This is a genomic window from Komagataeibacter oboediens (assembly GCF_018491655.1).
GTDB lineage: Bacteria > Pseudomonadota > Alphaproteobacteria > Acetobacterales > Acetobacteraceae > Komagataeibacter > Komagataeibacter oboediens.
The window spans coordinates 267263-292082 of the sequence record NZ_JABLUU010000002.1 but is presented as its reverse complement, the minus strand read 5'-3'; the positions used below and the strand labels follow the sequence as shown (position 1 = coordinate 292082).

27 protein-coding genes and 2 tRNA genes are annotated in these 24820 nt (G+C 61.7%); 8 read left to right on the top strand and 21 right to left on the bottom strand.

Annotated elements, in window-relative coordinates; genetic code table 11:
* Window positions 1-273: 273 nt before the first annotated feature.
* Both HNO79_RS03290 and HNO79_RS03285 read left to right on the top strand, forming a co-directional pair.
* Window positions 274-2040, top strand: coding sequence for a porin family protein (locus HNO79_RS03290; protein ID WP_029329348.1), 1767 nt, complete (start codon window positions 274-276; stop codon window positions 2038-2040).
* Window positions 2041-2249: 209 nt separating this feature from the next.
* Window positions 2250-3338 carry an oxidoreductase gene (locus tag HNO79_RS03285; protein ID WP_214164695.1) on the top strand — a complete coding sequence of 363 codons (1089 nt, stop codon included), beginning with the start codon at window positions 2250-2252 and terminating at the stop codon, window positions 3336-3338.
* 131 nt (window positions 3339-3469) lie between these two features.
* On the opposite strand, the gene HNO79_RS03280 is transcribed toward HNO79_RS03285, so the two are convergent.
* From HNO79_RS03280 to HNO79_RS03215, 14 genes are all read right to left on the bottom strand, one after another.
* Window positions 3470-5137, bottom strand: coding sequence for an ArnT family glycosyltransferase (locus HNO79_RS03280; protein WP_214164694.1), 1668 nt, complete (start codon window positions 5135-5137; stop codon window positions 3470-3472).
* A 13-nt stretch (window positions 5138-5150) separates the two neighbouring features.
* Complete coding sequence (locus HNO79_RS03275; protein WP_010513681.1) at window positions 5151-5900, bottom strand: glycosyltransferase family 2 protein; 750 nt, start codon at window positions 5898-5900, stop codon at window positions 5151-5153.
* A gap of 21 nt (window positions 5901-5921) precedes the next feature.
* Window positions 5922-6416, bottom strand: a complete 495-nt coding sequence (locus HNO79_RS03270) for a F0F1 ATP synthase subunit B family protein (protein ID WP_010513680.1) — start codon at window positions 6414-6416, stop codon at window positions 5922-5924.
* A 30-nt stretch (window positions 6417-6446) separates the two neighbouring features.
* Window positions 6447-7061: a F0F1 ATP synthase subunit B family protein gene (locus HNO79_RS03265; protein ID WP_048856062.1), complete on the bottom strand. Its 615-nt coding sequence runs from the start codon at window positions 7059-7061 to the stop codon at window positions 6447-6449.
* 16 nt (window positions 7062-7077) lie between these two features.
* Window positions 7078-7302, bottom strand: a complete 225-nt coding sequence (locus HNO79_RS03260) for an ATP synthase subunit C family protein (protein ID WP_003616715.1) — start codon at window positions 7300-7302, stop codon at window positions 7078-7080.
* Window positions 7303-7363: 61 nt separating this feature from the next.
* The gene (locus HNO79_RS03255; protein ID WP_214164693.1) at window positions 7364-8113 is read right to left on the bottom strand and encodes a F0F1 ATP synthase subunit A; all 750 of its coding nucleotides are present in this window, start codon (window positions 8111-8113) and stop codon (window positions 7364-7366) included.
* 12 nt (window positions 8114-8125) lie between these two features.
* The gene (locus HNO79_RS03250) at window positions 8126-8467 is read right to left on the bottom strand and encodes an AtpZ/AtpI family protein (RefSeq protein WP_010513676.1); all 342 of its coding nucleotides are present in this window, start codon (window positions 8465-8467) and stop codon (window positions 8126-8128) included.
* A 125-nt stretch (window positions 8468-8592) separates the two neighbouring features.
* The gene (locus HNO79_RS03245; RefSeq protein ID WP_048856063.1) at window positions 8593-9366 is read right to left on the bottom strand and encodes a hypothetical protein; all 774 of its coding nucleotides are present in this window, start codon (window positions 9364-9366) and stop codon (window positions 8593-8595) included.
* A gap of 98 nt (window positions 9367-9464) precedes the next feature.
* Window positions 9465-11045, bottom strand: a complete 1581-nt coding sequence (purH, locus tag HNO79_RS03240) for a bifunctional phosphoribosylaminoimidazolecarboxamide formyltransferase/IMP cyclohydrolase (RefSeq protein WP_214164692.1) — start codon at window positions 11043-11045, stop codon at window positions 9465-9467.
* 222 nt (window positions 11046-11267) lie between these two features.
* Window positions 11268-13106 (bottom strand): phosphoenolpyruvate--protein phosphotransferase, encoded by a 1839-nt coding sequence (ptsP, locus tag HNO79_RS03235; protein WP_214164691.1) that lies wholly within the window; start codon window positions 13104-13106, stop codon window positions 11268-11270.
* Window positions 13093-13389: an HPr family phosphocarrier protein gene (locus HNO79_RS03230; RefSeq protein ID WP_214164690.1), complete on the bottom strand. Its 297-nt coding sequence runs from the start codon at window positions 13387-13389 to the stop codon at window positions 13093-13095. The genes ptsP and HNO79_RS03230 overlap by 14 nt, the downstream gene beginning before the upstream one ends.
* Window positions 13382-13840 carry a PTS sugar transporter subunit IIA gene (locus HNO79_RS03225; protein ID WP_010513669.1) on the bottom strand — a complete coding sequence of 153 codons (459 nt, stop codon included), beginning with the start codon at window positions 13838-13840 and terminating at the stop codon, window positions 13382-13384. Before HNO79_RS03225 ends, HNO79_RS03230 begins: the two co-directional genes overlap by 8 nt.
* On the bottom strand, window positions 13837-14808 hold the full coding sequence (gene rapZ, locus HNO79_RS03220; RefSeq protein WP_214164720.1) for an RNase adapter RapZ: 972 nt from the start codon (window positions 14806-14808) through the stop codon (window positions 13837-13839). The genes HNO79_RS03225 and rapZ overlap by 4 nt, the downstream gene beginning before the upstream one ends.
* A gap of 134 nt (window positions 14809-14942) precedes the next feature.
* Entirely contained in the window at window positions 14943-15386 is a 444-nt protein-coding gene (locus HNO79_RS03215) for an HPr kinase/phosphorylase (RefSeq protein ID WP_048856068.1), read from the bottom strand.
* Between the two features lie 99 nt (window positions 15387-15485).
* On the opposite strand from HNO79_RS03215, the gene HNO79_RS03210 reads away from it, so the two are divergent.
* Complete coding sequence (locus HNO79_RS03210) at window positions 15486-15833, top strand: RidA family protein (protein ID WP_232275609.1); 348 nt, start codon at window positions 15486-15488, stop codon at window positions 15831-15833.
* A gap of 212 nt (window positions 15834-16045) precedes the next feature.
* Here HNO79_RS03210 and HNO79_RS03205 read toward each other — a convergent pair.
* Window positions 16046-16121, bottom strand: a tRNA-Ala gene (locus HNO79_RS03205).
* A gap of 144 nt (window positions 16122-16265) precedes the next feature.
* Here HNO79_RS03205 and HNO79_RS03200 point away from each other — a divergent pair.
* Together HNO79_RS03200 and HNO79_RS03195 are read left to right on the top strand one after the other, a co-directional pair.
* Window positions 16266-16586, top strand: a complete 321-nt coding sequence (locus tag HNO79_RS03200; RefSeq protein ID WP_029329345.1) for a YggT family protein — start codon at window positions 16266-16268, stop codon at window positions 16584-16586.
* A 100-nt stretch (window positions 16587-16686) separates the two neighbouring features.
* Window positions 16687-17136 (top strand): YjjA family protein, encoded by a 450-nt coding sequence (locus HNO79_RS03195; protein ID WP_010513663.1) that lies wholly within the window; start codon window positions 16687-16689, stop codon window positions 17134-17136.
* Between the two features lie 25 nt (window positions 17137-17161).
* Here HNO79_RS03195 and hemJ read toward each other — a convergent pair whose 3' ends face one another.
* From hemJ to hemE, 3 genes are read right to left on the bottom strand one after another with little or no spacing between them, the layout of a single operon-like run.
* Window positions 17162-17611 (bottom strand): protoporphyrinogen oxidase HemJ, encoded by a 450-nt coding sequence (hemJ, locus tag HNO79_RS03190; RefSeq protein WP_048856071.1) that lies wholly within the window; start codon window positions 17609-17611, stop codon window positions 17162-17164.
* Window positions 17604-18317: an HAD family hydrolase gene (locus HNO79_RS03185; RefSeq protein WP_214164719.1), complete on the bottom strand. Its 714-nt coding sequence runs from the start codon at window positions 18315-18317 to the stop codon at window positions 17604-17606. The genes hemJ and HNO79_RS03185 overlap by 8 nt, the downstream gene beginning before the upstream one ends.
* 3 nt (window positions 18318-18320) lie before the next feature.
* Window positions 18321-19382: a uroporphyrinogen decarboxylase gene (gene hemE / locus HNO79_RS03180; RefSeq protein ID WP_010513659.1), complete on the bottom strand. Its 1062-nt coding sequence runs from the start codon at window positions 19380-19382 to the stop codon at window positions 18321-18323.
* 406 nt (window positions 19383-19788) lie between these two features.
* On the opposite strand from hemE, the gene HNO79_RS03175 reads away from it, so the two are divergent.
* The gene (locus HNO79_RS03175; RefSeq protein WP_214164689.1) at window positions 19789-20433 is read left to right on the top strand and encodes a Maf family protein; all 645 of its coding nucleotides are present in this window, start codon (window positions 19789-19791) and stop codon (window positions 20431-20433) included.
* 97 nt (window positions 20434-20530) lie between these two features.
* Window positions 20531-20606: transfer RNA gene (locus tag HNO79_RS03170), tRNA-Ala, on the top strand.
* 257 nt (window positions 20607-20863) lie between these two features.
* Here the strand turns inward: HNO79_RS03170 and HNO79_RS03165 are convergent.
* On the bottom strand, window positions 20864-22297 hold the full coding sequence (locus tag HNO79_RS03165; protein ID WP_214164688.1) for an MATE family efflux transporter: 1434 nt from the start codon (window positions 22295-22297) through the stop codon (window positions 20864-20866).
* Between the two features lie 519 nt (window positions 22298-22816).
* Here HNO79_RS03165 and HNO79_RS03160 point away from each other — a divergent pair.
* A complete protein-coding gene (locus HNO79_RS03160) occupies window positions 22817-23020 on the top strand; it encodes a hypothetical protein (RefSeq protein WP_010513656.1) in 204 nt (67 codons plus the stop codon).
* A 69-nt stretch (window positions 23021-23089) separates the two neighbouring features.
* Here HNO79_RS03160 and HNO79_RS03155 read toward each other — a convergent pair whose 3' ends face one another.
* Together HNO79_RS03155 and HNO79_RS03150 are read right to left on the bottom strand one after the other, a co-directional pair.
* Window positions 23090-24028: an electron transfer flavoprotein subunit alpha/FixB family protein gene (locus HNO79_RS03155; RefSeq protein ID WP_214164687.1), complete on the bottom strand. Its 939-nt coding sequence runs from the start codon at window positions 24026-24028 to the stop codon at window positions 23090-23092.
* Between the two features lie 2 nt (window positions 24029-24030).
* Window positions 24031-24780 carry an electron transfer flavoprotein subunit beta/FixA family protein gene (locus HNO79_RS03150; protein WP_200410198.1) on the bottom strand — a complete coding sequence of 250 codons (750 nt, stop codon included), beginning with the start codon at window positions 24778-24780 and terminating at the stop codon, window positions 24031-24033.
* Between the last annotated feature and the right edge of the window lie 40 nt (window positions 24781-24820).

The following is a 24820-nucleotide window of genomic DNA, read 5'->3' as shown; positions in this document are numbered from 1 at the left end:
TTCCGTACTGCGATATCGTACGCATCCGGTCAGAAAACGCACATGTGTTCCCGACTGACCATATTTTGAACATTGTATGAAAAAAAAGGAAGATTGGGCAACGAATCCATCTGGATAGATGCCACTCCCCTGCGCCACCGCCCCGTATGCGGGGAAAAATCCCTATGTCATTACAGGACTGTCATGTCCCCGGACCGGGCCTGCCGGACCTGATGGGGGCCATTGACCCGCGGGGTTTTATACAACAGGAATGCGGACAGGGAGTTTAATACTATGTCGGCAGGAAAATTGGCGCGTATTGGCGCGGTAGTTGTAATGGCAAGCGGAAGCGCATCCCTCGCCTTTCCCGAAGATGCGCGGGCTGACGATTATAGCGAACTCCTCGATATCCTGAAGGCCAAGGGCAGCCTGACACAGGGCGAGTACAGGGGGCTGCTGGCCCATCACATGCAGCACGTGCACGAGGCGGCAGCTGCCTCCAGCCGCGCGCCGCAATACATGCCCACACGTCATACGGCGGCTTCAACATCCACCCATACCCAGATGCGGACCGCGCTGGGCCAGCAGGTCGAGCCCCCCGGCCAGATCGGCATTGGCGGCGGTGGCATGGACCCCGACTATGTTCTGGCGCAGGCGCAGCAGGCGGCAGCCAGTGCGCAGGCCAGCGCCGCGTCGGCTGAATCCACATGGCTGGCCGCCCAGCATTCCATGGGCCTTGGCGGCGGCCTGTCATTCGTGCGCATGGAAAAATACGAGGCCGGGAAAGGCCTGACCTTCAAGGCAGGCCCGATCGACATCAACCTGTCGGGCTTCATCAACGGGTTCTATACCTATAACAGCCCGGCTGGCGGCATGCCGGTCGCAGGCGGCGTCTCGACCGGATCGAGCGGATTCGATTCCTCGGCGCTGCGCAACGGCCTGCTGCCGGCAGGCCTGATCCTCAAGCTCAAGACCACGCAGAACGGCATTGACCTTGCTGCCGTCATGGGCATGTATCCGGGCATCGACAATGCCAAGAACGGCGCCTTCAACGCCAATACCGGCGGCAGTCCGGTGGGCCTTGGCACCGCCGGCATCGATTTTCGTCAGGTGTACGTGACGGCGGGCAACAAGAAATGGGGCACGTTCAAGATTGGTCGTGATCTTGGCATCTTTGGCGGTGACGCGATCCTTGATGATGCGACCCTGCTGAGTGTCGGCTCCACTGGCAGCAACTCGGCCCCGGGCAATACGTCGCTTGGCCGTATCGGCGTCGGTTATGTGTATGCCGACTGGATTCCGCAGATTTCCTACCAGTCGCCCACGATCAAGGGTTTCCAGGGCACGATCGGCATCCTGCAGCCGCTGGATGAGTTCGATTTCTCGGGTGATGATGCCAATGGCAATGCCTATTCGGCCAGTTCCACCCAGCACAGTTCGCCCATGATCCAGGGCAAGGTGACCTATGACTTCAAGATCGGTGGATTGAGTGCCCGCATCTGGGCCAGCTTCCTGACCCAGCACCAGCAGGACCTGAGCCGCAACGAGATGACGATGGCGAGTTCCTCTGTTCTGATCGATGGGGCTCCCCATACGCTTTCTACGCTAACTAGCACGGCCGTGCCGGTTGTACCGGGTGAAAAACACGGGGTCACGGCGGAAGCGGGCGAAATCGGCACGAAGCTGACCTACGGACCGGCACAGTTCGTGGGCTACTACTATCGCGGCAGCGGCCTGGGCACGACCGGCCTGTTCTTTGACGGTGTTGCCAGCAACGGGCGCAAGCGTGCATCGGAAGGCTACTATGTCCAGATGATGTATAACTTCACCAAGAAGTTCAAACTGGTCGGAAGCTATGGTGTCAGTAACCTGTACCAGGCCCCGGGCGAGAACGATCCCGATCTGGTCCGCCGCAATGAATCCGAAGTAGGCGCGGCCTATTACAAGATGACCGACTGGCTGAACCTCGTGGCGGAATATGCCCATACCAGTTCGGCCGCCCATGGGCCGTACAAGGAAAGCGACAACAGCGCATCCGGCGGTATGATCCTGCTGTTCTGACACTGGTGGGGACCGCGTGATGGCCCTCGCCATGGTCCCTGTCCTTTAACGTTTCTGGTGAAGCTTTTTTCCAAACGCTTCAGGATGCGCCGCATTTTTGAAAAAAGGTGACCCCCGGAAACTTTTATTCTACAGCGTCCCGCCCCGATTGCCGGGATACCGCACGTGCCTGATACTGGCCCCTGCGCACACCAGCGAAAGGGAAGCGGATGTCCACACCATCACACTGGCCATTACGGGTAGGCCTCATCGGCTACGGTTTTGCCGGCCGCACCTTTCACGCCCCCCTGATCGCCGCAATACCGGGACTCAGGCTTGTCGCCATCAGTTCAGGACAACCGGAGACGGTGCTGCGCGACTGGCCGGAGGTCACGGTCACGGCGACACCCGATGCCCTGTTTGCCCTGCCGGATCTGGACATGGTGGTGATCGCCAGCCCAAACACCACCCACGCCGACCTTGCCATCACAGCGTTACGCGCCGGACTGCATGTGGTGGTGGACAAGCCGTTTACCACCACACTGGCGCAGGCGCGTATGGTGGCGCAGGTTGCGCGTGAACAGGGCCGGTTCCTGTCCGTTTTCCAGAACCGACGATGGGACAGCGATTTTCTGGGCATCCGTACCCTGATCTCCAACGGGCAGATCGGGCGGATGACCGAACTGGAATCGCGCATGGACCGTTTCCGTCCGCAGGTGCGTGAACGCTGGCGCGAGACGGATGAAGCCGGGTGCGGCCTGTGGTTCGACCTGGGCCCGCACATGGCTGATCAGGCCCTGCAACTGTTTGGCCTGCCGGATCATGTACAGGCCAGTCTGGCCCGCCAGCGCGATGATGCACGCGGCAATGACTGGGCGCAGGTGCTGCTGACATATGGGGAAAGGCGGGTCAGCCTGCATTGCAGCCTGCTCTCGGCATGGAGCGGTCCACGCTTTGTCGTGCATGGTACACGCGGCACGGTGCTCAAACGCAGGACCGATCAGCAGGAAAATCAGCTTCGGTCCGGCATGCGCCCCGGTGATCAGGGTTGGGGGGAAGACCCTGATGACCTGCTCGTCTTCGACGGCAGCGAAACACCGCGCGCATTTCCCACCCCGCCGGGTGATTACCGGATCTATTACGCCATGCTACGCGATGCAATCATGGGCCGGGGGCTTAATCCCGTGCCCCCCATACAGGCCGTGGCCCTGATGGCGGTAATGGAAACCTGCGTGGATTCCAGCCAGCGCCGGATGGCGCTTCCTCTCCCCCTGACGGAACAGGAAAAAGACGACTGGCACCAGTCATGGCAGAACTGACTCAATAACTATCCATAAAATACAAAGAAGTCTTTGGTGAAGCTTTTTTCAAAAAGGTTCAGAGAATGCCGCCCTTTTGAAAAAAGGGGGCACCCAGAAACTTTTATCACCGGGTCATTCCGAAACGGTGCTTAAGGCGCTGCCGGTGGAACGACAGCATATAACCCGATTTCCAGATGCTTGCCGGTTGAATAATTCAGTCCCGTCTGCTGCCCCAGTTCGTGCACGTCCAGACCGTTTTCCATGATGCGGGCGCTAAATGCCGCCAGATCCTGTGCACCCACCAGCGCCATGCCGCATTTCTGGTTCTGCTGCAGGAAGTCCGCCGCAGCCGTAGCATTGACCAGCCGCGTATCCTGCCCCAGCAGGAAGACAAGGCTGGGTTCCGAATCCGAAGTCGAGGCCACGATGGTCCGGGCACAGGGACGATGCGCGTCCACCATCGCCGCAAGGCGGGGGCTGAGCCATATGGTCTGCAACCGGGGAATGACGGTTGTAAAAAGACCGACATGGATGATGACGGCCGCAGCTATCGCCGCCATGGCCGCATGCAATGCCTGCCGGTGCAGGATCAGGTAACCGGACAGGACCAGCAGCGGCAGCGCGCCCGCAGGTACCAGCATGGCGGCAGGGGACACCATTCCTTCCATACGCCACAGCAGCACCGGTCCCGCAAACGCCAGAACCGACCCGACCGTAAACCAGATCAGCCCATAGGCCGCAAGAAGGCTGCGCGCCCATATTGCCCGTGGCCATTCCCAATCGGTGGGAAAAGACACAATCGCCGCCGCCGTCAGTATGGCAATGGCCGGATAGGTAGGCAGCACGTAATGCGGCAGCTTGGTCGCAATGGCCTCAAACACCAGCCAGTGCGGCACGATCCAGCACAGCAGGTAGCGCACGTGCGGCTGAAACCGGCGTTCCCATACAAAAGGCAGCCCCATGGCAGCAAAAATCGCCCCCGGCCAGAACGCAATGGCGAACACCACCAGATGATAGCCCGGCGGCAGGCCATGCGTTTCTTGTCCGCTGGCGACCTTGCCAAGGAAATTGCGCCCGACTGCCCGCGAAAAGAAGTCCCCGTGACTGATGACCCCGATGGCGATGCACCACGGCAGTACGATGGCCAGCATGACCAGCCAGCCCCATGCCGGACGCAGCCGTTTCCACCAGTCAATGCGTCGTTCCACCAACGCCAGCGCAAGTGGCGTGCCAAATCCGGGGATCAGGATGACCGGCCCCTTCAGCATCAGCCCGCAGCCCAGCGCGATCCAGTACAGCAGGGCTGCGGCAAGCGGAGTGGCCAGGTCACGTTCCCGATCCAGATATGCGCGCAGCAAACCGCATTGCGCCAGCAGCACAAACAGCAGCAGGGTCGTATCAATGGTGGCCATGCGCCCTTCGGCCGTCATCAGCACCGAGACAGCCAGCAGCCCCGCAGCCAGCAGGCCGCACATCGGCCCGAACAGGGCAGCCCCGATCCACGCCGTCAGAACGGCGGAACCGGTTACCGCCAGAAGGGAGGGAATACGGTAGGGCCAGACCGCATGCCTGTCGTCCATGCCCGTCAGGCGCACGGCAGTGGCTTCAAGCCAGTATATGCCAGCAGGCTGGAGATAGCGGGGCTGATCCAGAAACCGGACATCGACATAATTGCCGCTGTACAGCATCTGGGCCGTGGCTTCCATATAACGCGGCTCATCACGATCGAGCGGAGGAAGCGATGCACGCCCCGGCAGGAACAGGACAAACACGGACAGCGCCACAAGGATATAGTGGCGCAATGTCAGGCGCGTCATGGGCACGGTCCCTTCAGCGTTCAGTAACGCGTTTCGGTATCCTGGCGCGGTTGTTCAGCCACATGACACCCAGTATGTCCCGAATGCCGACAATAGCCCGATTAAGGTTGGTATATTTGGACGTTCCATGCAGCCGGTTGCGATGATGAACCGAATAACAGGCCAGCGGCACCCCCCGCCTGCCCATAAGGGAGGGCAGGAAACGGTGCAGTCCCTCAAACTGCGGCAGCGCAAGGAAATCCTCACGCCGGAACGCTTTCAGCGATGCCCCCGTATCGGGGCAGCCATCATTCAGCAGACGGCTGCGCAGGGCATTTGCAAAACGCGATGCCAGCCTGCGTGACATGGTATCACGCCGCTTGGTCCTCACACCCACGACCAGTGGAGCACGCCCCTCTGTCGTGCGGCATATATCCAGCATGGGTATGAAATCGGCAGGATTGTCCTGCCCATCGCCATCCAGCAGGATAACCCACTCACCCCGTGCGGCTTCAACGCCGGTACGCAGGCCGGCCGACTTTCCGTAAACCGTATCATGGCCAAGGATACGCAGATCGGGCAGGATACCGTCGCGCCTTACGGCCTCAAGTTCCGCCACGGTATCATCCGTACTACCGTCATCGACAAAGATGACTTCAGCACGGGGCAACTGACCCAGGACAGCGGCAATTTCCTGACACAGGGGACGGATATTCGGCCCCTCGTTCAGAACAGCCGCGATTATGGAGACAACGGGGCGATCTTCCACCCCATTCCCTGTCATGCCGGTTGTCACCAACGGTGATCAGGCAGCACGCTGTGACAGGGCCGCCGGCAGGTCACCGATGGACTTGTCGATAATCTTGCCGTCCGTATCAGCGGGCAGGCTTGCGGCCAGCGTTTCCCGCGTGGCCTGAATGGCGATATCAATAGCCGTTTCGCGGACTTCACGCAGGGCGGAACGTTCCGCCGATGCAATCCGGTCCTTGGCCATCTGTTCACGGCGGGCTGCGATGTCCTCGGCGTCCTGACGGGCCTTGACTGCAATATTGGCAGCTTCACGCAGGGAATGTTCGACCAGTTCCTTGGCCTCGGCCAGAGCCGCTTCCCGGTCCCGCGTCGCATCCTCAAGCATCTGTTCGGCCTCACGGCGCAGACGCGCCGCTTCATCAAGCTCCGCGCGGATGCGCTCTGCCCGTCCGTCCAGTGCGCTCACCAGGGGTTTCCACAGCGAACGCCCGAACAGGACAAAGAACAGGACAAAGGCAACAGCCGACCAGAAACGGGGATCATGAAACATGATTATGACCTGTCTGTCTTGGGCAGCGCGTCAGAGACCACGTGCTGCCGCAGCAGAACCGACCTTTGCCGTCACGAAATCGGCCGGGGCGGCAATGCCGGATAACTGATGGATCAGCGTTTCCGCCGTCGTTGTCGAAATCTCGCGCACGGATGCCAGTGCCTGCCCGCGTGCCTGTGCAATGCGGGTTTCGGCATCCTGGATTTCCGTCGCCAGACGCGCGTTCATTTCCTCGGTCTGCCGGGCGGCGGCAAGACGTGCCTCCTCGACAACCTTGTCCACATTGGCCTGTGCATCCGCCAGCGCCTTGCGGCGGGCTTCATGCAGGTCGGCCACTGCTTCATCAGCGCGGGTCTTGGCCTTGTGCGCAATCCCGAGATCCGTCTCAATCGTCTGACGACGCAGCGACAGGACCTTTTCCACCTTCGGCAGGGCCGAACGGCTCAGCAGAAAGTACAGGACCAGGAAAATGCCAGCGCCCCATATCACCTGTCCGATGACATAGGGATTACCGAAATCAAGCTGGGGCATGCCCTCGGCGCGCGCGCCAGGGGCAACCATGGCCATCAGCGGCAGAGCCAGCGCGGACGAGGCCAAGAGAGTCCCCGCCCTTCGGATGTTGTCATACATCACGGCGCGCGCCATGTTCGCCTCCAGCGTATCAGACGAACAGGATCAGGAACGCGATCAGAAGCGCATACAGGGCGACGGCTTCCGTCAGGGCGAAGCCCAGCATGCCGAGACCGAACACGTGCGGACGCGCGGACGGGTTGCGCGCGATGCTGCTGACCAGCGTGGAGAAGATGTTACCCAGGCCAATGCCAACGCCAGCGAGGGCGATAACGGCGATACCGGCACCAATTTCACGGGCTGCTGCGATATCCATGTCTTGTTTTCCTTGTTTCAGACGTTCTGGATTGAAATAGATGGAAGCGGGGAGCGACCCGTTAGTGGGCCACCGCCTCCCTCAGATAGATGCAGGTAAGGATTGCAAACACATAGGCCTGCAAGGCACCAACCAGCAATTCGAGTGCCATCAGCGCGATATTGATGACCACGGGACCAACGGCGATGATGTCACCGAAGAAGCCCAGACCGGCCAGCATGATCGTGAAGGCGGCAAACATGTCGAACATCACGTGACCGGCGACCATGTTGGCAAACAGACGGATCGACAGGCTCACGGGACGCGAAAGAAAGGAAAGGATCTCGATCGGGATCAGCAGCGGGGCCAGGGCCTTTGGGGCGCCGGCGGGCATGAAGTGGGCAAAGAATTTTGCCCCCTGCATCTTGAGCGACACGATGATCGAGAGGCAGAACACCATCAGTGCCAGCGCCAGTGTCACGGCGATATGGCTGGTGAAGGCAAAGGAGAAGGGCAGCAGGCCGAGGTAATTCCCGACCAGGATGAAGAAGAACAGTGTGAACACAAACGGGAAGAAAGCCCGGCCTTCCGGGCCAATCGTATCAACCGCCATGTTGTAGATGAAGTCGTAGCACATTTCGGCCGCGGACTGCAGCCGCCCCGGCACCACCGCAGCGGGCCGCATGCCCACGTACAGGAATGCCAGAACCACAATGGCGGCAACAATCATCATCATGGGGGACTGGCTGAACCGCAGGGATTCGCCAAGTGCACCCAAAACTGGATGGAGCTCGAACTGACCGAGCGCGTCGATGGATGATCCGGCCGCCAACTTCGTTCTTCCCTATATCCGTCCGGGACCGTCATCCGGTCCCGTTGCCTTAGTGTTTATGGCATCGGGCCTGACAAGACGCCAGACATTAAGCACACCTGCCACACCGCCCAAGAGCGAAAAGACAATAAGAAACCAGGGCTTCGTATGCAGCCAGTGGTCAAGCCCCCAGCCAATCGCAACCCCGACCACAAGCGCCGACACAAGTTCCGTTCCTGACCTGATCACCAGGCCCAGATCGGACAGTGTCCCACCGGTGTCACGTTCCACGGCTGCGGGCGGGTTCAGACGCTCACGGGCCGCTTCCAGTCGCCGGTCAAAGGACTCGTCGGACGGATCGTTATCCTTATCCACTTCTCGCACCTCCCAAGGGTGCAGGCGCTAGCTAACGATGCTGCAATAACCTGTCAAGCAACGGGTGGCAAACAAACACGCCACCCCTGCATCTTTTTTCCCATATCGGGGAGTACGCCCGCCCTTCAATCGCCCGAGGAACCGCCGGGAATGACGTCATACCCGGCACTGCCGGGGAACGCGCCGGGCGGGGGGGCATCAGCGGGTTCGACATGAATGGCCTGGTTCACGTCGGGTCCGATCTCACGCGCGTTGATTGCGGTCCCATGGTCCCCCGTGACGCCGGTGCCGATGGCGTGCAGCGTCGCCCCCGGCTTGAGCCAGGCGACAAGGCGGCTTGCATTCTTTTCCCCCACGTACACGACGCTATGGTCGCGCATGATCACGCCCTGCACCCCGCCCTGCATGTCATACAGCGGGGCAAGGATGGTGCCGTCCACCGGCACGTCCGGCCCGATGCTGGGGGAGTCCACCGGCATCGGCGCCGTAGCGGGCGGGCGTACGTCGGCAATACGCCGCCCACGTGGGCCCGTTACGGCATAGGCCCGCACGATGGGATGACCGATACCCTTCAGGCCATTGACGCTGACCTGTTCGCCCGGACGCGCGATGGCGGGAAGCTGCTCACCAAGGTCATGGGAGAAAAAGACCTGCGTGCCATCGGCAAGCAGCATGCCCGACAGCTGTCCCGCCGGGCTCAGGATATACTGCGTCATCAGGCCGGTGGTGACCGGCAGGGGACTCATGTCGAACACCGGCGCGACCTGTGCCGCAGCCGGGGCGGCTGGTGCAGGCTGTGCGCCGCCCTTGCCGGCGGCATGGGCACCGCCCGCCGCCAGACTGCCAGCCACAAGCACGCCCGCAAGCAGGCGGCAGGAGGAACGTCGATGAATGTCCATGCGGGTACCCGTCTTTCGTCTGTCTTAACCCCGGTCGTCCACCGGGCGTGCTATCTCATGCCATCCCTGACGCGCAGGCAAGGGGGCTGGCTGTGGGATCAGTGCCGGAAATGGCGCATACCTGTGAAAACCATCGCGATGCCGGCCCTGTCGGCAGCGGCGATCACCTCGTTATCACGGATGGAGCCTCCGGGCTGGATCACGGCAGTGGCGCCTGCGGCAATGGCGGCCTCAAGACCGTCCGCGAAGGGGAAGAACGCATCCGACGCCACGACGCTGCCCTGTGTCAGCGGATGGTCGATGCCTGCTTCCTTTGCCGCGTCGGCGCTTTTGGTTGCGGCGATGCGCGCGGAATCAACGCGGCTCATCTGGCCTGCGCCAATCCCCACCGTGCTCTGGTCCTTGGCGTAGACGATGGCGTTCGACTTGACGTGCTTGGCCACACGGAAGGCAAAGATCAGGTCCGCCATTTCCGTCGGAGTCGGCGCACGCTTCGTCACCACCTTCAGGGCATCGGGCGTGATGCGCCCATTATCGCGCGTCTGCGCCAGGAAGCCGCCAGCCACCGACCGCACCACCACGCCACCGGCTGCCGGGTCCGGCAGTGCGCCGGTCAGCAGCAGGCGCAGGTTCTTCTTGCGCGCAAGGATCTGGCGTGCCTCCTCAGTAGCGTCGGGGGCCACGATCACTTCGGTGAAAATCGCGGCGATGCGTGATGCCGCTTCGGCTTCCAGCATGCGATTGAGCGCCACGATCCCGCCAAAGGCCGAAACCGGGTCACACCGCAGCGCCCTGTCCCATGCTTCCGCCTGTGTCGCCGCCACGGCCACCCCACAGGGGTTGGCGTGCTTGACGATCACCACGGCGGGCGCGTCGAATTCGGCCACGGCCTCGAACGCCGCATCCGTGTCGTTGATGTTGTTGTAGGACAAGGACTTGCCCTGCACCTGTGTTGCCGTGGCCACGCCGGGGCGGGTGGACCCGTCGGTATAGAAAGCCGCTTTCTGGTGCGGGTTTTCGCCGTAGCGCAGGCTCTCGCGCTTTTCGCCGGCAACGATCATGCGCGACGGCAGCACCTCGCCTTCCTGTTTCGCAAACCATGCGGCGATGGCGGCGTCATACGCCGCCGTGCGGGCATAGGCGGCACCGGCCAGCACCTTACGCTGTTCAAGCGTGGTGCCACCGTTTTCCAGCGCGGTGATGATGTCGCCATACTGCGCCGGATCAGTGACGATGGCGACATGGGCATGGTTCTTGGCCGCGGCACGGATCAGGGCGGGGCCACCGATATCGATATTCTCGATACAGTCATCCGCACCGGCACCGGACGCCACCGTGGCCTCGAACGGGTACAGGTTGACGGCCACGAGGTCGATCGGGGCGATCCCGTGTTCTTCCATCTGACTGACATGCGCAGGCAGGTCCCGCCGCCCAAGGATGCCACCATGCACCTGCGGCACCAGTGTCTTGACACGACCATCAAGGATTTCCGGAAAACCGGTATGTTCGGACACGTCGCGCACGGCGATCCCGGCCTCACGCAGGGTTCGGGCGGAACCACCCGTCGAGAGGATTTCCGCGCCATGGGCGACAAGGACGCGGGCAAGGTCAAGCAGGCCCTTCTTGTCGGAAACGGAAATCAGGGCACGCCGAACCGGCACGGTCTTCGGGGGGGTCATCAGCGGGTGACCTTTCACGCAAGCTGGAAATGAGCCAATGCGGGAGGCTTAGTCCAACCGCGGGAGGCGGGGCAATAAGCGAAATGGCATAATGGCCCCGTGCCCGTCGGAAACCGGCCCGGCAGCACGACCGCTGTCCGCCAGCAGCGGCACGCACGTCAGACCAACCCGCACCAACCGGACAGGCACTGCCCGCCCACAGCCAGGCGGATGGCCTGTGCCCTATCCATCATCCGGGGGCTGCAGGGTGTGGGCATACTGCGCCAGCATGGCGCGGACTTCCTGCCCGTCCGTTGCTTCCAGTGCACGACAGGCCATGCGGCGGCAGTCATCCATGGCAGCGGCCCGGATGGCCCGCTTCACCCGTGGTACCGCGGACGCATGCATGGAAAAGGACCGCACCCCCAGCCCCACCAGCAGCGGCACCGCCTGCGGATCGGACGCCAGTTCCCCACAGACGGAAACCGGCCTGCGCTGCCGCAGCCCCGCATCCGCCGTCATGCGCACAAGCCGCAGGACGGCCGGGTGCAGCGGGTCATACAATGCCGCCACATCCGTCGCGGCACGATCGGCGGCGAGAGTGTACATGGTCAGGTCATTCGTGCCGATGGCCAGGAATTCGGCTTCCTGCGCCAGCACATCCGTCATCAGGGCCGCAGCAGGTGTTTCAATCATGATGCCAAGCGGCGGCAGGGGATCCGGTATCTTCACCCCCCTGCGCCGCAGCCTGCGCCCGACGCGGGCATAGATCTCACGCGCGGCCTGCAGTTCCTCCAGCAGGGAAACCATGGGCAGCAGCACCCGTACCGGCCCCGCATGGGCCGCGCGCAGGATCGCGGCAAACTGTGTTTCCAGCAGCGTACGATGCTGGAGCAGCAGCCGGATGCCACGCACCGCCAGCGCCGGATTGGCGTCACCTCCATTGCCAATTCCCACGCGTGACAGGGCATCGCTGTTTTTTTCGCTGCCCCAGTCCACCACGCGGATCGTGACCGGGTCCCCCGCCATGGCCTCGATCAGGGGCAGATAGATGGCTTCCTGCAGCTCTTCATCAGGCAGCGTATCCGTGTTCATAAACAGGAATTCGCTGCGCAGCAGCCCGATGCCCGCCGCCCCCGACTGCGCGACCATGGGCAGTTCGGCCGGGATTTCCAGATTGGCCTGAAGCGTCAGCACCTCCCCGCTGGACAGTCGCGCGGGCAGGCGACGCAGGCGGCCAAGCATCTGGCGTTCACGGGCGTAGGACGCAACCTCGACCCGGGCCGCCGCCGCCGTGCGGCTGGACGGACGCACGATGACCCGTCCCGTCGCCCCGTCCACCACCAGCCGCGTGCGCCGTCCCACCTGCGCCAGCAGACCATGGGCCGCCAGCACGGCGGGAATGCCCAACGCGCGCAGCAGGATGGCGGTATGCCCGGTGCTGCCGCCTTCTTCCGTCACGACGGCGGCAATGCGGGAGGGATCGATCAGGGCGGCATCGGCGGGACGCAACTGCTCCGCGACCAGGATGGCCCCATCGGGCAGGGTGGAAAAGGACCGGTAGGGCGTGCCACTGAGGTTACGGACCAGCCTGCGCCCGATTTCACGGAATTCGCCCGCCCGCCTGCGTGCGGCCACGGCATCTTCCCCCTGCGGTGCAGGACGGCCGGGCGGGACAAGCATGAGGGCCGCCAGCGTCTCGGTTTCCTGCATGACGGCGGCTTCGGCCAGCATGCCCTGTTCCAGCCGCGCCTCGATCCCGCGCCGCAGGCGCGACGGCCCGAGCATGCGGCGGTAGACTTCCAGCAGGGAACCGATTTCCACCTGTCCGTCTTCCGGCAGCAGCGCCAGACGGTCATGCAGCCGGCCAAGCTGGGCCACGGAACGGCTTATGGCGTCATGCAGGCGGGTACGTTCATGCGCGGAATCACAATCCCGGCGCGCCATGTCCACTGGCGGGGGGGCGGGTTCATGCGCGACGGCGGCATACCCGATCGCAACCCCGGATGAAACGGGCTGGCCTTCCAGCCGGACTTCTCCCGCGCGGGGACGCTGCTTCGGACGGCGTTCAGTCGTCTTCATCAAACCCGGCCCCGACCAGCCGCGTCAGGGCCCTGAGCGCCTGCAGCCCCTGCGGACCGGAGGTCGTGATGGTGACAGTCTCCCCCCTGCCCGCACCCAGCATCATAAGTCCCATGATGGAATGGCCCGAAACCGTCATGCCCGCATGGGTGACATCAACGCCCGCATCGAATTTTTCCGCTACCGTCACGAATTTCGCGGCCGCGCGCGCATGCAGCCCGCGCTGGTTCACTATTTCCACATCCGCCTGGTGCGATGCGGGCTGCGCTGCCGCTTCAGCCACCGTGGCCTGCCACGCTGTCCGTCTCGCCCACGCATTCCCCGACACCGGACAGACAGGCCGCCGGCAGGTGGGATGCCACGGATATGTACCGCCTGCCTGCCGCTTCCGCGCCATTGAGGCAGTCCTGCATATCCGCATGGCCCCGCATCTGCGCCAGCTTGACCAGCATGGGCATGTTGACCCCCGCCAGCACTTCCACCCGGTCGGTTTCCAGAACGGACACCGCGACATTCGATGGCGTGCTGCCAAACATGTCGGTCAGCAGAATGACGCCCTGACCGCTATCAACCGAGTCGATGGCCTGCTGCAGGGCCGTCCGGCATGTACCAGGCAGGGAGGTGGAGGTAACATTGAACACCGTCGCCTGCGCCTGCGGACCGACGACGTGTTCGAGTTCCCCCTTCAGGGTCTCGCCAAGGACACCATGCATCACGAACACAAGACCGATCATTGCGGGTCTTTCTGCTCCGTTGTTTCCGACAGCCCGCGGGGCCGGTTGGCCCACCGCCAGCTGCTGCGGCCCTGACGGGCCAGTTCACGATGCATGATCACCACCGGCCATGCATCATGTGGATGGGTATGCCCGACACGTTGTGCAAGCCTGAGGGCAAGTGCCTCCACCAGCGTGACGGAGCGGTGCCGCCCCCCCGAACAGCCAATGGCGATGGTGGCGTATTTCTTGCCTTCCTGCACGAAGCGCGGCAGCACCAGTTCCAGCAGCCCCGCAATCCGATCCAGGAATTCCTGATAATCCGGGTCACGGGCCACATAATCAGCCACGTCCTGGTCCAGCCCGGTCATGGAGGACAGGGCTGGGTCATAATAGGGATTGGTCAGGAAACGGGCGTCGAACACCATGTCAGCTTCCCGCGGCAGGCCTGCAGGAAAGGCGAAGGACATGAGGGCCACCGTCAGGCCATCAAGTCCCCCCGCCGTCCATTCCCCGAACCGGGCCTCGACCAGCTGCCGCAGTTCCGGCGGGGGCAGGTCGGAAGTGTCGATCACCACATCTGCCGCTTCACGCAGCGGGGATGTCAGGCGGATTTCAGCCTCGATCCCTTCCTTCACTGTGCCATGAACGGCCTGAGGGTGACGCCTTCGGGTGGCCGTGTAGCGGCGCAGCAGGACGCTTTCCTCGGCTGTTGCATAAATCAGTTCCGCATTCAGCGCCGGGTTGACCCGCAGCCGTGCCAGCGCCTCCAGCACGGCAGACGCATCAAACCCGCGCGTGCGGGAATCCACACCCACCGCCACCGGACGTTCGGCACGCGCCACGATTTCGTCCAGCATGCCCAGTGGCGGATTGTCGATCACCTCGTGCCCCAGATCCTCCAGAATACGCAGGATCGAGGACTTGCCTGCCCCGGACAGCCCGGTGACAAGCAGGATACGACGGGGAAGGGGTGTGTCTTCATGCATGGTGTCAGTCACGCAAAACCCTGACTTCTGTCAGCCACATGCCCAATGACAAATCGCGGTCTCATGGCGGGATCGGAACCTTTTCGTGAATCCATTGTTCCCCGAACGGGCTGCAATGGAAAGTGGCGACGATATCACATCTGTCTTTCATCCAGCAGTTGCCTGTTACCGGCAACGCAATCCAGGACCAGCCCGATCCGGGCTACGGCGGAGGGCTGTGCCGGATCAAGGAAAAACACCGGTTGCCCCACTACCTTATCACGCTTGGGCGCCGGGGGGAGTCGCGGCGGGTAATCCGTGGGAGAAACCAGCCTTGCAACAGCCACAACGCGCACGCGCGCGCGATAGGGCATGCGCACGATCCCGATGCCGCGCACTTCCAGAAGGCCCGCAAGGGCCGGGGGCGCACTGGCCCAGCCTGCATGCATGCAGACCCGGTCATCGGCCACAAGGTCATACCCCGCGTCGATCAGACGCAGCAGCAGGTCGGATTTCCCGGCACCCGACGGCCCGCAGAGCATGATGCCCTGCTCCCCCCGCGCGGCGCAGGACGCATGGATCTGGACCGGGTCATTCATGGATGAAGGAGGTATCCGAAAAACGTCATTTCGAGGATGGAAAATTTTTTATGGACAAAACATGACCATTTTGTGATTCTGACTTCAATGGAAGAAATCATGCCGTTCCGCCCTTCACCGGAAATACACATCCGGCACCTGACCGGCTTCGATGCCACAACCGGGCAGTTCCCTGCTGGCCTGTTTCCCCAGATCCGGCAGGCGCTGGCAACGGGCATGGCCCAACTGGACCAGCAGGGCATGGGGGCGGACAATGTCACCCGCATCACCTTTACGCTGCGTGAAACCGACGGGTTCAGCACCTGCTTTCCCCTTCTGAACGATCTGTTCGGCCGCACCTGTCCCGCAACGACACTGCGGCTGGTCAAGCAGTTCGAGCGGACCGGGCAACTGGCGGAAATCGAACTGGTCGCTTTGCCCACACAGGCTGACGACACACTATCCTGATACAGCCACCTGCAATAAACACCTGGTCAGAAGACAAAAGTTTCCGTCTTGCGCTTTTTCCGGACAGATTCAGCAAAATCTTGTCAGACACATCCTGAATAAGCGCCGGAAGTTCACTGCGCAGACCGTCTGGAAGAAAGGCGGCAAACGCAGATCAGTTCCGTGTGGAGACTGTCTGTCGGACAGACATTTATTTCTGGAAAGAAGGAAAGTGGTGGAGCTGAGGGGAATCGAACCCCTGACCTCCTCATTGCGAACGAGGCGCTCTCCCATCTGAGCTACAGCCCCACATTCCTCGCGCGATAGATACCGTGCACAGGCAGTAAGTCAAGACCCATTTTTGGGCGCACAATCGCTTTTCTCTCCTGCCCGCCGCCGTCATAGCAGTTGTATGCGGGCGTGCCGGACACTAAATTCTGTTTCCCATCATCCATGAAGGTTGGCCCGTTGATCACCATTATCTTTAACCTGCTGGCTGAACTCATACAGCTTTATTACTATGTGGTGATGCTGGCCTGTCTGTTCAGCTTCCTGCTGGGATTCGGCATTCTGGACCCGCGGAACCAGATTGTCTGGAACATCTCCAACTTCCTGTTCCGCATGACCGAGCCGGTGCTGCGCCCCATCCGCAACATCCTGCCGAACATCGGCAATATCGATCTCAGCCCGCTCGTACTGCTGCTCCTGCTGCAGTACGTGGTGATGCCCGTCATGGGCAAGATCTACGGCATGCTTATGGTCGGCATTGCATAAAAGCCGTGGCGGCGGGCTATCCCCCCCACGGCGAAGGCGGATATAACAGGTATTGTGGCCTTGGCTTTCCTTCGGGCCGGATTTCAGGAGTTATCATTAAATGAAAAAAACGAACCGTTTCCTGGCGCTCGTCGCGGCCCTGCCGCTTGCAGCCGCCCTGTCCGGCGCGCCTGCACATGCACAGGGCTTTGGCGGCCTGACCGGTGGCTCGTCGGGTGAACTTGGCAAGGCTGCCGGCCTGCTGTCGGGCAGCGGCCTGAACGTGCCGTCCGTCTCGTCGCTCGCTCCCTCCAACGTCACGGGCCTGCTGAGCTACTGCGTACAGAACAACTACCTGCAGGGCAACAGCCCCACCACGCTGCTGTCCTCGCTGAAGCAGAAGGCTGGCCTTGATACCTCCAGCACCCAGTACACCAACGGCCAGAACGGTATCCTGGATACCGGAAACGGCAACACGTTCTCGCTGTCGTCGCTGACCGGGAACCTCAAGCAGAAGGTATCGACCAAGGTGTGTAACGCCGTGCTGAAGCAGGGCAAGTCCCTGCTCTGATCCGGTGAATGGTTGTCCGCCTGCCTCAGAATGGGCGGACAACCACCATGATGACGATGATCATCATAAGAACGGTCGGCACTTCATTCGCCATGCGATAGAACCGTTCGGGACGGGTATTGCTGTCATTGGCGAAATCACGCCGCCACCGCCCGCACGCGCCATTGAACCCCGCCATCGCCAGCACGCAGGCAAGCTTGGTGATCCACCAGCCCGAGTGCCAGTCAACCAGCCCTGGGATGGCCGACAGCAGCCCACCAAACAGGAATGTGCTGATCATGGCCGGCATCATGATGAAGCGCAGCAGCTTGTATTCCATCACCTTGAACCGTTCGGATTCCGCCGTGCCCGGCGCCACCTGGCAGTGATAGACAAACAGCCGCGGCAGATAGAACAGCCCCGCCATCCATGCAATGAACGACATGATGTGGAATGCCTTCAGCCACAGCATGACGGACGCCAGCGCATCAATCATGCGCGGCACCGTGCGGTTTCTGGCTGTCCAGGATACGCCGCAGCAGCGGCACGAACTGGTCAAGATGCGTGATCCGCAGCAGCCCCGGCCATGATGGCGCGGGCAGGTCGGCAGACCGTAACAGCACGCATGCCATGCCCGCCGCCTGTGCTGCGCGTGCGCCGGTATCGGTATCTTCCAGCACGATGCAGTTCTCAGGCGGCACGCCCTGCGCCTTCGCCGCCGCCAGATAGACCGCCGGGTCCGGCTTGGGCTGGCCCATGTCACGGGCGGAATGGATGTGCGCAGGCGCGATCAGTTCATCCAGCCCGGTGCGGCCGAATTTCGCCTCCATTTCCATGACAGAGGAATTGGAACCGATCCGGTAGGGCAGGCCCAGCGCCGCCACACCGCGCAGCATGGCGGGCGCACCGTCTATGGTTTCCGCCTCGCTGCGCATGAGGGTGACAAGGTTGTGCTGCATCTGCGCAGGCCAGTCATCGGGCAGGATTATGCCCTCCGCCTGCTCGATTTCATGTTTCAGCGCCGTCAGGGCGTGACCGGCAAAGCGCCGGACCGCGTCCTCGTCACTGATGGCCAGACCATATTCACGCAAGGCGCGGGCAATCATGCGGCATGACGGCCCCTCGCTGTCGATCAGGACACCGTCACAGTCAAAAATGACCAGTCTGAGCGCGCCATCAGGACGCAGGGCGGCAGGTAACATCATTCATACATCCCGTATGGTCTTGATCAGGTCGCCCACATGTTCCGGGGGCGTGGTGGGAATGACCCCATGGCCAAGATTGAAGACATGGGGGCGTCCCTTCATCGCATCACGGATGGCGCGGGCTTCGGCACGCATGCCTTCACCACCCGCCAGCACGCGGATCGGGTCAAGGTTGCCCTGCAGCACCAGCGTGTCGGGCACTTTTTCCGCAACGGCCTTCATGTCGGCCCCGGTATCCAGGGCCATCGCGTTTACGCCGGTCACATGCCCGTATTCAATCGCCATGAGCCCGGCCAGACGCGGGAAGCCGATGACCGGCACACCGGGATGGCGGGCGTTGATGATTTCGGTAATCCGGCGTGCGGGTTCAATGACATGCTTGCGGAACTGTGACGGCGGCAGCAGACCCGACCAGCTGTCAAACAGCATGACCGCTTCCGCCCCGGCGCTGATCTGGTTGCACAGCATGTCCGCGGTGGAGGTGGTCAGCAGGTCGATCAGCCGGTCAAAGAATGCGGGATCGGTATAGGCCAGCCTGCGCGTTTCCTCGAACTCACGCGATCCATGACCTTCCACCATGTAGCACGCCACCGTAAACGGCGCGCCGGCAAAGCCGATCAGCGTGACCTGTCCCGGTCTGGCCGGACCGATCGCCTCCGGACCGTCAACAGCCTTGCGCAGCCGCCCCAGCGTTTCCATGACCGGGCGGGTCGCCTGTTCCACCCGTGTCGGGTCCAGCTGGTCCAGGTCGGCCTGTGAACGGACCGCCCCCAGGACCGGCCCCCTGCCCGGCACGAATTCCAGCGACTGCCCCATTGCCCATGGCAGGATGAGGATATCGGAAAACAGGATCGCCCCATCCATGCCAAAGCGGCGGATGGGCTGCAGCGTGAGGTCCACCGCCATGTCCGGGGTCATGCAGCGGGTTATGAAATCCGCCTTTTCACGCAGCGCCCGGAATTCTGGCAGGAACCGGCCCGCCTGCCGCATCAGCCATACCGGAGGTGGCCATGTTGCCTCTCCCAACAGGGTGGCGAGCAGGGGTTTGCGTGTTTCAGTCATCGATCCGTCGTTCTGTTTCGTTGTGGCCGGACTATCTCGTACTTTCGCCGTGACGGATAGCGGGCAGGCACGACGCGCGCGCCTCTTTCAAAACAATAAAAGAAAAGAGAAAGAAAATTTTTGATGTGCTTTAAGTGCTGTGGATGACGGGGTACCCACGTTTCCGAAAATGTACCCCACTTTTCCCACAGAGTGTACAGTTTCCGACTCCAAGGATTCCCGCGCCTGTGGACGGTTATCCAGAATGTACCGACATAAGCCTGTGTACAACCCACCGCGAATGGAGGTGTACCCATTGTCCACGGTACTCGGTACGGCACAGAATTGTTTGGAGTACTGTCCCCATGTACCCCAGTACTCGAACGCGCCGAAATTCATGTTTCACTTCGGCAGTACGGAGAGGGCAATGCCAGACGACTCGAATTTAGTACTAAAGCCCCTGCCATTACAGGCGGAGTCGCCCGCGATAGTACTCGCCAGCCGCTCCAGCGCACGGCGGAGTCTGCTGGAATCGGCGGGAGTGCGGGCGGATTACAGATCGGCGGATGTTGATGAACACGCCATTCGCGATGATGCCCGTGCCCGCGGCATGGCGCCGGGGCAGACGGCCCTTGAACTGGCCCGCGCCAAGGCCCGCGCCGTCAGTGTGGACCGCGGCGCGATCGTGATCGGGGCGGATCAGATGCTGTCATGTGAAGGGGCATGGTTTGACAAGCCGGAAAGCATGGACAGGGCCCGCCAGCAGTTACGCATGCTGCGCGGCAGGCCGCATGTCCTGCATACGGCGGTGGTGATGCTGCGTGACGGGGTCGAGGTCTGGCGGCATGTCGCCTGTCCCGTGCTGCACATGCGTGTGTTCAGCGACTCCTTTCTCGAGCGGTATCTGGCGATCGAAGGCGATGCGATTCTGTCCTGTGTCGGGTGTTACCGGCTGGAGGGCATGGGCATTCACCTGTTTTCCCGGGTGGAAGGGGAACATTCCGCCATTATGGGACTGCCCCTGCTGGCGGTGCTGCAGGCTCTGCGGGCACAGCATATCATCCTGCAATAAATTGGATTGTGGGGGGTTGCATTGCCCGGGGCTTACGGTTATACCCCGCGAACCGGACCACGGCGGACCATCGAAACGGTCAGTCAGTCAGGACAGTGGGGCCATAGCTCAGTTGGGAGAGCGCCTGAATGGCATTCAGGAGGTCAGGGGTTCGACTCCCCTTGGCTCCACCAGATTCCTTATCTGGTACCCCCCTTAAAAAAACAGAATAGTGTGTTTTCACTGTTTTAGTGAGAGATAGGGTAAGCACGTACCTGCCTGTGCAGGTGCCCTGTCTATCGGATTGTGGACATATACTGTTCGACCTCCGCTTGCGATTTCAAAAACAAGAAGTTTTTGGGTGCCGCCTTTTTTCAAAAAGACGGTGTTACCTGAATCTCCTTGAAAAAAGCTTCACCACAACCTTTTCCAGGATCTGCCAGGCCACGGCTCAGGTGGAATGATCGAGTTCGTCGAGTTCGATCAGCCCCGCCTCGCCCGTCTGCGCGGGGGGAAGATCCGGCATGGCCGGTTCCGTCGCCCTGTCGCCCGGATGCAGCCTGCGGACCACGCCAAAGGCGGTCATGACCGCGCAGGACCCGAATAATACGCACCCCAGCACCTGTCCCACCTGTACTCCGGCGGGACCGAACTGCATGCCAAACCATACGAACGGAATAGTGCCCAGTGTCGCCCGTCCCCAGTTGAACAGGGTCGAATACAGCGGGAAGCCCAGATTGTTGAAGGCGGAATTGGCCACAAACAGCATGCCGATAAAAACGTAACCGGCAATTGTCCAGTTACAGAACAGGTGGATCAGCATGGCCGCCGTGCCCTGCGCCGAAAATACCCGCACCACAATGTCCTGCGCCATGAACAGAACGGCCCAGGTAATGGCCACACACCCCGCGACCAGCCACAGGGAGGCCACCAGTGTGTCGCGCACCCGGTCCAGCTTTCCCGCCCCCAGATTCTGCGACATGATCGGCCCCACCGATCCTGTCAGGGCAAAGACGAACGCGAACGCCACCGGTACGATCCGGTCGATGGTCGCCTGCCCCGCAATGGCCGCCAGCCCGAAGCTGGCCATGGCATGGGTGACGAACACGCTGCCCACCGGGGTCGCCAGATTGGTCAGGATGGCAGGCATCGCCACCTGACCCACCAGACGGGTGTCCGCCATGACATGGGTGCGTACCGGCAGTGCCAGCAGCCCGTGCCGACGTGCACAGCGAAAGCCCACCAGTGCTACAGCCAGGCGCGAAAGGATGGTGCTGATCGCAGCCCCCTTCAGCCCCAGCCCCATCACCACGATCAGCAGCGGATCGGCAATGGCCGAGATCATGGCCCCCATCAGGGTCACGTTCATGGAAATGCGTGCTGCCCCGATGGCCCGTAACAGGCCTGAACACCCCATTCCCGCCGCGATCAGCGGCAGCCCGGGCGAGACGATTTCAAGAAAAAGGGTCGCCTGTCGTGCGGCTTCCCCTTTTGCCCCCAGCAGTGCAAGCAGTGGTGTGGCCAGCCATGCCGTGAACAGGCCGATCACCAGGCACGCGCCCATCATGAACATACCGAAGGAAGACGCGACACGTTGCGCCTGCTCCATCTTGCCTGCGCCAATCAGCCGGCCGGTAATGGCCCCGATGCCGATGGACAGGCCGATGGACACGGCAATCTGCACATAGCTGATCACGCCGGAAAACCCGATTGCGGCGGTCAGCGCGGGATCACCCAGCCATGAGATGTAGAAAAGGTTCAGCAGGTCGACAATGAAGACCGCCATAAGCCCGATGGCGCCGGTCCCGGCCATGACCACAACGTGGCGAACGATATGCCCCGTGCAGAAGGTGGCTTTTGGTCGGGTTACGGTATGTCCCCCCATTCGGGTGTCCTGTCTGCTGGCGTTCATATGGTCAGGCCGGAGCTGCCGCGCTCGTGGCGTGCATGATGCGGGGCAATGAAATCTGGCACAAGGGCCATGTGCAGCCGGTCTTTTCGACCGGTCCGAAAAAAATATGGGCGCATGCCGTATATATTGTCAGTGCATTGTGCGGTGCAAAATAAACAGATGAATTGTGCAGTGCAAAAAAAGTAAAATTTCATTTTTATTTATATTTATGTTGACCTGTTAAAATAAGCATGTCATACAGAATCACACGAAGCGATCAGGCTTCCATAAACACAAAGAACATCCGGAAAAAATACCGGAATGGGTGCAGCACCTTCAGTGTCCGCATCCCCCTGACAGGGTCCCCCGTAACGGGGGGCCCTGTTTTTTTTGCGCATGGCATAAAATAATGGGTGCCATCCGTCTTTTACGTATCTTGTCCCGATTGGCTTTCTCTACTGTGGCGTCGGTTCCCACGCTGGTGGAAACCATTCCGTTGAGGGAGGAATACCAATGTCCAGACTGACTGCGGCCGAACGCAATGCCCTGCCGGATTCAGCCTTTGCCTTGCCGGGGCGGCGCTATCCGATACCGGATGCGACCCACGCGCGCGACGCGCTGGCCCGGGCGAGCGAAATGCTGCATCGCGGTGACCTGACACAACAGGAATACGACACCGTGGTCGCCCGCGCCCATGCCGTGCTGGAAAATGAATAGGCACGCATGAAAAAGGGCGCGGAAGTATCCCTCCGCGCCCCTTTTGCGTGCGTATGAAGCGGTCAGGCGTCAGCCTGCCTTGTCCAGTTCCGCTTCAAGCTGCGGCAGGATGGTGAACAGGTCGCCCACGATCCCGTAATCCGCGACCTGGAAGATCGGTGCTTCGGGGTCCTTGTTCACCGCAACGATCACCTTGCTGTCTTTCATCCCGGCCAGATGCTGGATCTGGCCCGAAATCCCCATGGCGATATACAGTTCCGGCGCCACGATCTTGCCGGTCTGGCCCACCTGGTATTCGTTGGACACGAAGCCCTTGTCCACCGCTGCGCGCGAAGCGCCGATGGCAGCCCCCAGACGGTCGGCCAGCGGTTCCAGCAGCTTGAAGTTTTCTTCGTTCTGCATGCCATTGCCGCCCGAAACCACAACGCGGGCGGATTCCAGTTCCGGCCGTTCGGACTTCGACAGTTCGGTGGCGACGAAAGTGGACCCACCCGGGCCTGCGGGCAGGGCCACTTCCTCGATCACCGCATTGCCGCCTTCGCTTGCCACCGGATCGAAGGAAGATGCGCGGACCGTGATGATCTTTTTTGCATCCGCCGACTTTACCGTTGCCAGCGCGCTGCCGGCATAGATGGGACGGACAAAGGTATCGGCGTCGTTGATGGCGACGATATCAGGGATCGGCTGCACATCCAGCAGCGCGGCCGTGCGCGGCAGGACGTTCTTCGCCGTAGCAGATGACGCCGCCAGGATGTGGCTGTAACCCGACGCCAGATCCGCCAGCAGGTCGGCAACCGGTTCGGCCAGTTCGCTGCTGCCGGTGGTGTCGGTAACCTGCAGTACCTTTTTCACGCCCGGAATGGCAGCGGCGGATTTTGCAGCGGCAGCCGCGTCCGGCCCGGTGACCAGCACATCGACATCGCCCAGCTGGCTGGCGGCCGCAATGGCGGAACGCGAGGCCTGGCGGATCGCCCCGGCTTCATGATCCAGATAAACGAGTACGGTCATGATCAGATCACCTTTGCTTCGTTACGCAGACGCGACACCAGTTCCGCTGCCGAGTCGAGCTTGATCCCCGCCTTGCGTTCGGGCGGTTCGGCAACCGAGATCACGCTCAGTCGCGGCGTCATGTCCACGCCCAGATCGGCAGGCGTGATCTTTTCCATCGGCTTCTTGCGCGCCTTCATGATGTTGGGCAGCGAAGCGTAGCGCGGCTCGTTCAGACGCAGGTCTGCGGTAATGATGGCCGGCAGCGCCAGCTTCACGGTCTGGGACCCGCCATCAATCTCGCGCGTGACGGTTACCGCGCCATCGGCCACGTCCACCTTGGAGGCAAAGGTCGCCTGCGGACGGCCCAGCAGGCCCGCCAGCATCTGCCCGGTGGCGTTCATGTCATCATCAATGGCCTGCTTGCCAAGGATGATCAGGTCGGGCTTTTCCTTTTCCACCAGTGCCTTGAGCACCTTGGCCACCGAAAGCGGTTCGGTCACCACATCGGTTTCCACCAGAATGGACCGGTCGGCCCCCATGGCCATGGCCGTGCGCAGCGTGTCCTGCGCCTTGGGCTCACCGATCGAAACCGCGACGATTTCGCTCACCACGCCTTTTTCCTTCAGGCGCACGGCTTCCTCAACCGCGATTTCATCAAACGGATTCATGGACATCTTGACGCCGGCGGTTTCAACACCGGAACCATCGGCTTTCACTCGCGGTTTGATGTTGTAATCAATCACGCGCTTAACGGGTACAAGAACCTTCATTGCATATTTGCCTGTCTGTCTTCGGATAAGGGCAATCGGT

Excerpts from the sequence above, each read along its gene's own strand:
- HNO79_RS03265 (WP_048856062.1), bottom strand. The coding sequence starts at position 7,061 with ATGGCGCGCGCCGTGATGTATGACAACATCCGAAGGGCGGGGACTCTC.
- HNO79_RS03165 (WP_214164688.1), bottom strand. The coding sequence starts at position 22,297 with ATGGGGGGACATACCGTAACCCGACCAAAAGCCACCTTCTGCACGGGG.
- HNO79_RS03210 (WP_232275609.1), top strand. The coding sequence starts at position 15,486 with ATGCCGTTCCGCCCTTCACCGGAAATACACATCCGGCACCTGACCGGC.
- HNO79_RS03150 (WP_200410198.1), bottom strand. The coding sequence starts at position 24,780 with ATGAAGGTTCTTGTACCCGTTAAGCGCGTGATTGATTACAACATCAAA.
- HNO79_RS03195 (WP_010513663.1), top strand. The coding sequence starts at position 16,687 with ATGAAAAAAACGAACCGTTTCCTGGCGCTCGTCGCGGCCCTGCCGCTT.
- hemE (WP_010513659.1), bottom strand. The coding sequence starts at position 19,382 with ATGACTGAAACACGCAAACCCCTGCTCGCCACCCTGTTGGGAGAGGCA.
- HNO79_RS03225 (WP_010513669.1), bottom strand. The coding sequence starts at position 13,840 with ATGATCGGTCTTGTGTTCGTGATGCATGGTGTCCTTGGCGAGACCCTG.
- HNO79_RS03245 (WP_048856063.1), bottom strand. The coding sequence starts at position 9,366 with ATGGACATTCATCGACGTTCCTCCTGCCGCCTGCTTGCGGGCGTGCTT.
- HNO79_RS03290 (WP_029329348.1), top strand. The coding sequence starts at position 274 with ATGTCGGCAGGAAAATTGGCGCGTATTGGCGCGGTAGTTGTAATGGCA.
- HNO79_RS03275 (WP_010513681.1), bottom strand. The coding sequence starts at position 5,900 with ATGACAGGGAATGGGGTGGAAGATCGCCCCGTTGTCTCCATAATCGCG.
- HNO79_RS03280 (WP_214164694.1), bottom strand. The coding sequence starts at position 5,137 with ATGACGCGCCTGACATTGCGCCACTATATCCTTGTGGCGCTGTCCGTG.
- rapZ (WP_214164720.1), bottom strand. The coding sequence starts at position 14,808 with ATGCATGAAGACACACCCCTTCCCCGTCGTATCCTGCTTGTCACCGGG.
- HNO79_RS03160 (WP_010513656.1), top strand. The coding sequence starts at position 22,817 with ATGTCCAGACTGACTGCGGCCGAACGCAATGCCCTGCCGGATTCAGCC.
- HNO79_RS03215 (WP_048856068.1), bottom strand. The coding sequence starts at position 15,386 with ATGAATGACCCGGTCCAGATCCATGCGTCCTGCGCCGCGCGGGGGGAG.
- HNO79_RS03200 (WP_029329345.1), top strand. The coding sequence starts at position 16,266 with ATGAAGGTTGGCCCGTTGATCACCATTATCTTTAACCTGCTGGCTGAA.
- HNO79_RS03155 (WP_214164687.1), bottom strand. The coding sequence starts at position 24,028 with ATGACCGTACTCGTTTATCTGGATCATGAAGCCGGGGCGATCCGCCAG.
- hemJ (WP_048856071.1), bottom strand. The coding sequence starts at position 17,611 with ATGATTGATGCGCTGGCGTCCGTCATGCTGTGGCTGAAGGCATTCCAC.
- HNO79_RS03270 (WP_010513680.1), bottom strand. The coding sequence starts at position 6,416 with ATGTTTCATGATCCCCGTTTCTGGTCGGCTGTTGCCTTTGTCCTGTTC.
- ptsP (WP_214164691.1), bottom strand. The coding sequence starts at position 13,106 with ATGAAGACGACTGAACGCCGTCCGAAGCAGCGTCCCCGCGCGGGAGAA.
- HNO79_RS03185 (WP_214164719.1), bottom strand. The coding sequence starts at position 18,317 with ATGTTACCTGCCGCCCTGCGTCCTGATGGCGCGCTCAGACTGGTCATT.
- HNO79_RS03260 (WP_003616715.1), bottom strand. The coding sequence starts at position 7,302 with ATGGATATCGCAGCAGCCCGTGAAATTGGTGCCGGTATCGCCGTTATC.
- HNO79_RS03175 (WP_214164689.1), top strand. The coding sequence starts at position 19,789 with ATGCCAGACGACTCGAATTTAGTACTAAAGCCCCTGCCATTACAGGCG.
- purH (WP_214164692.1), bottom strand. The coding sequence starts at position 11,045 with ATGACCCCCCCGAAGACCGTGCCGGTTCGGCGTGCCCTGATTTCCGTT.
- HNO79_RS03285 (WP_214164695.1), top strand. The coding sequence starts at position 2,250 with ATGTCCACACCATCACACTGGCCATTACGGGTAGGCCTCATCGGCTAC.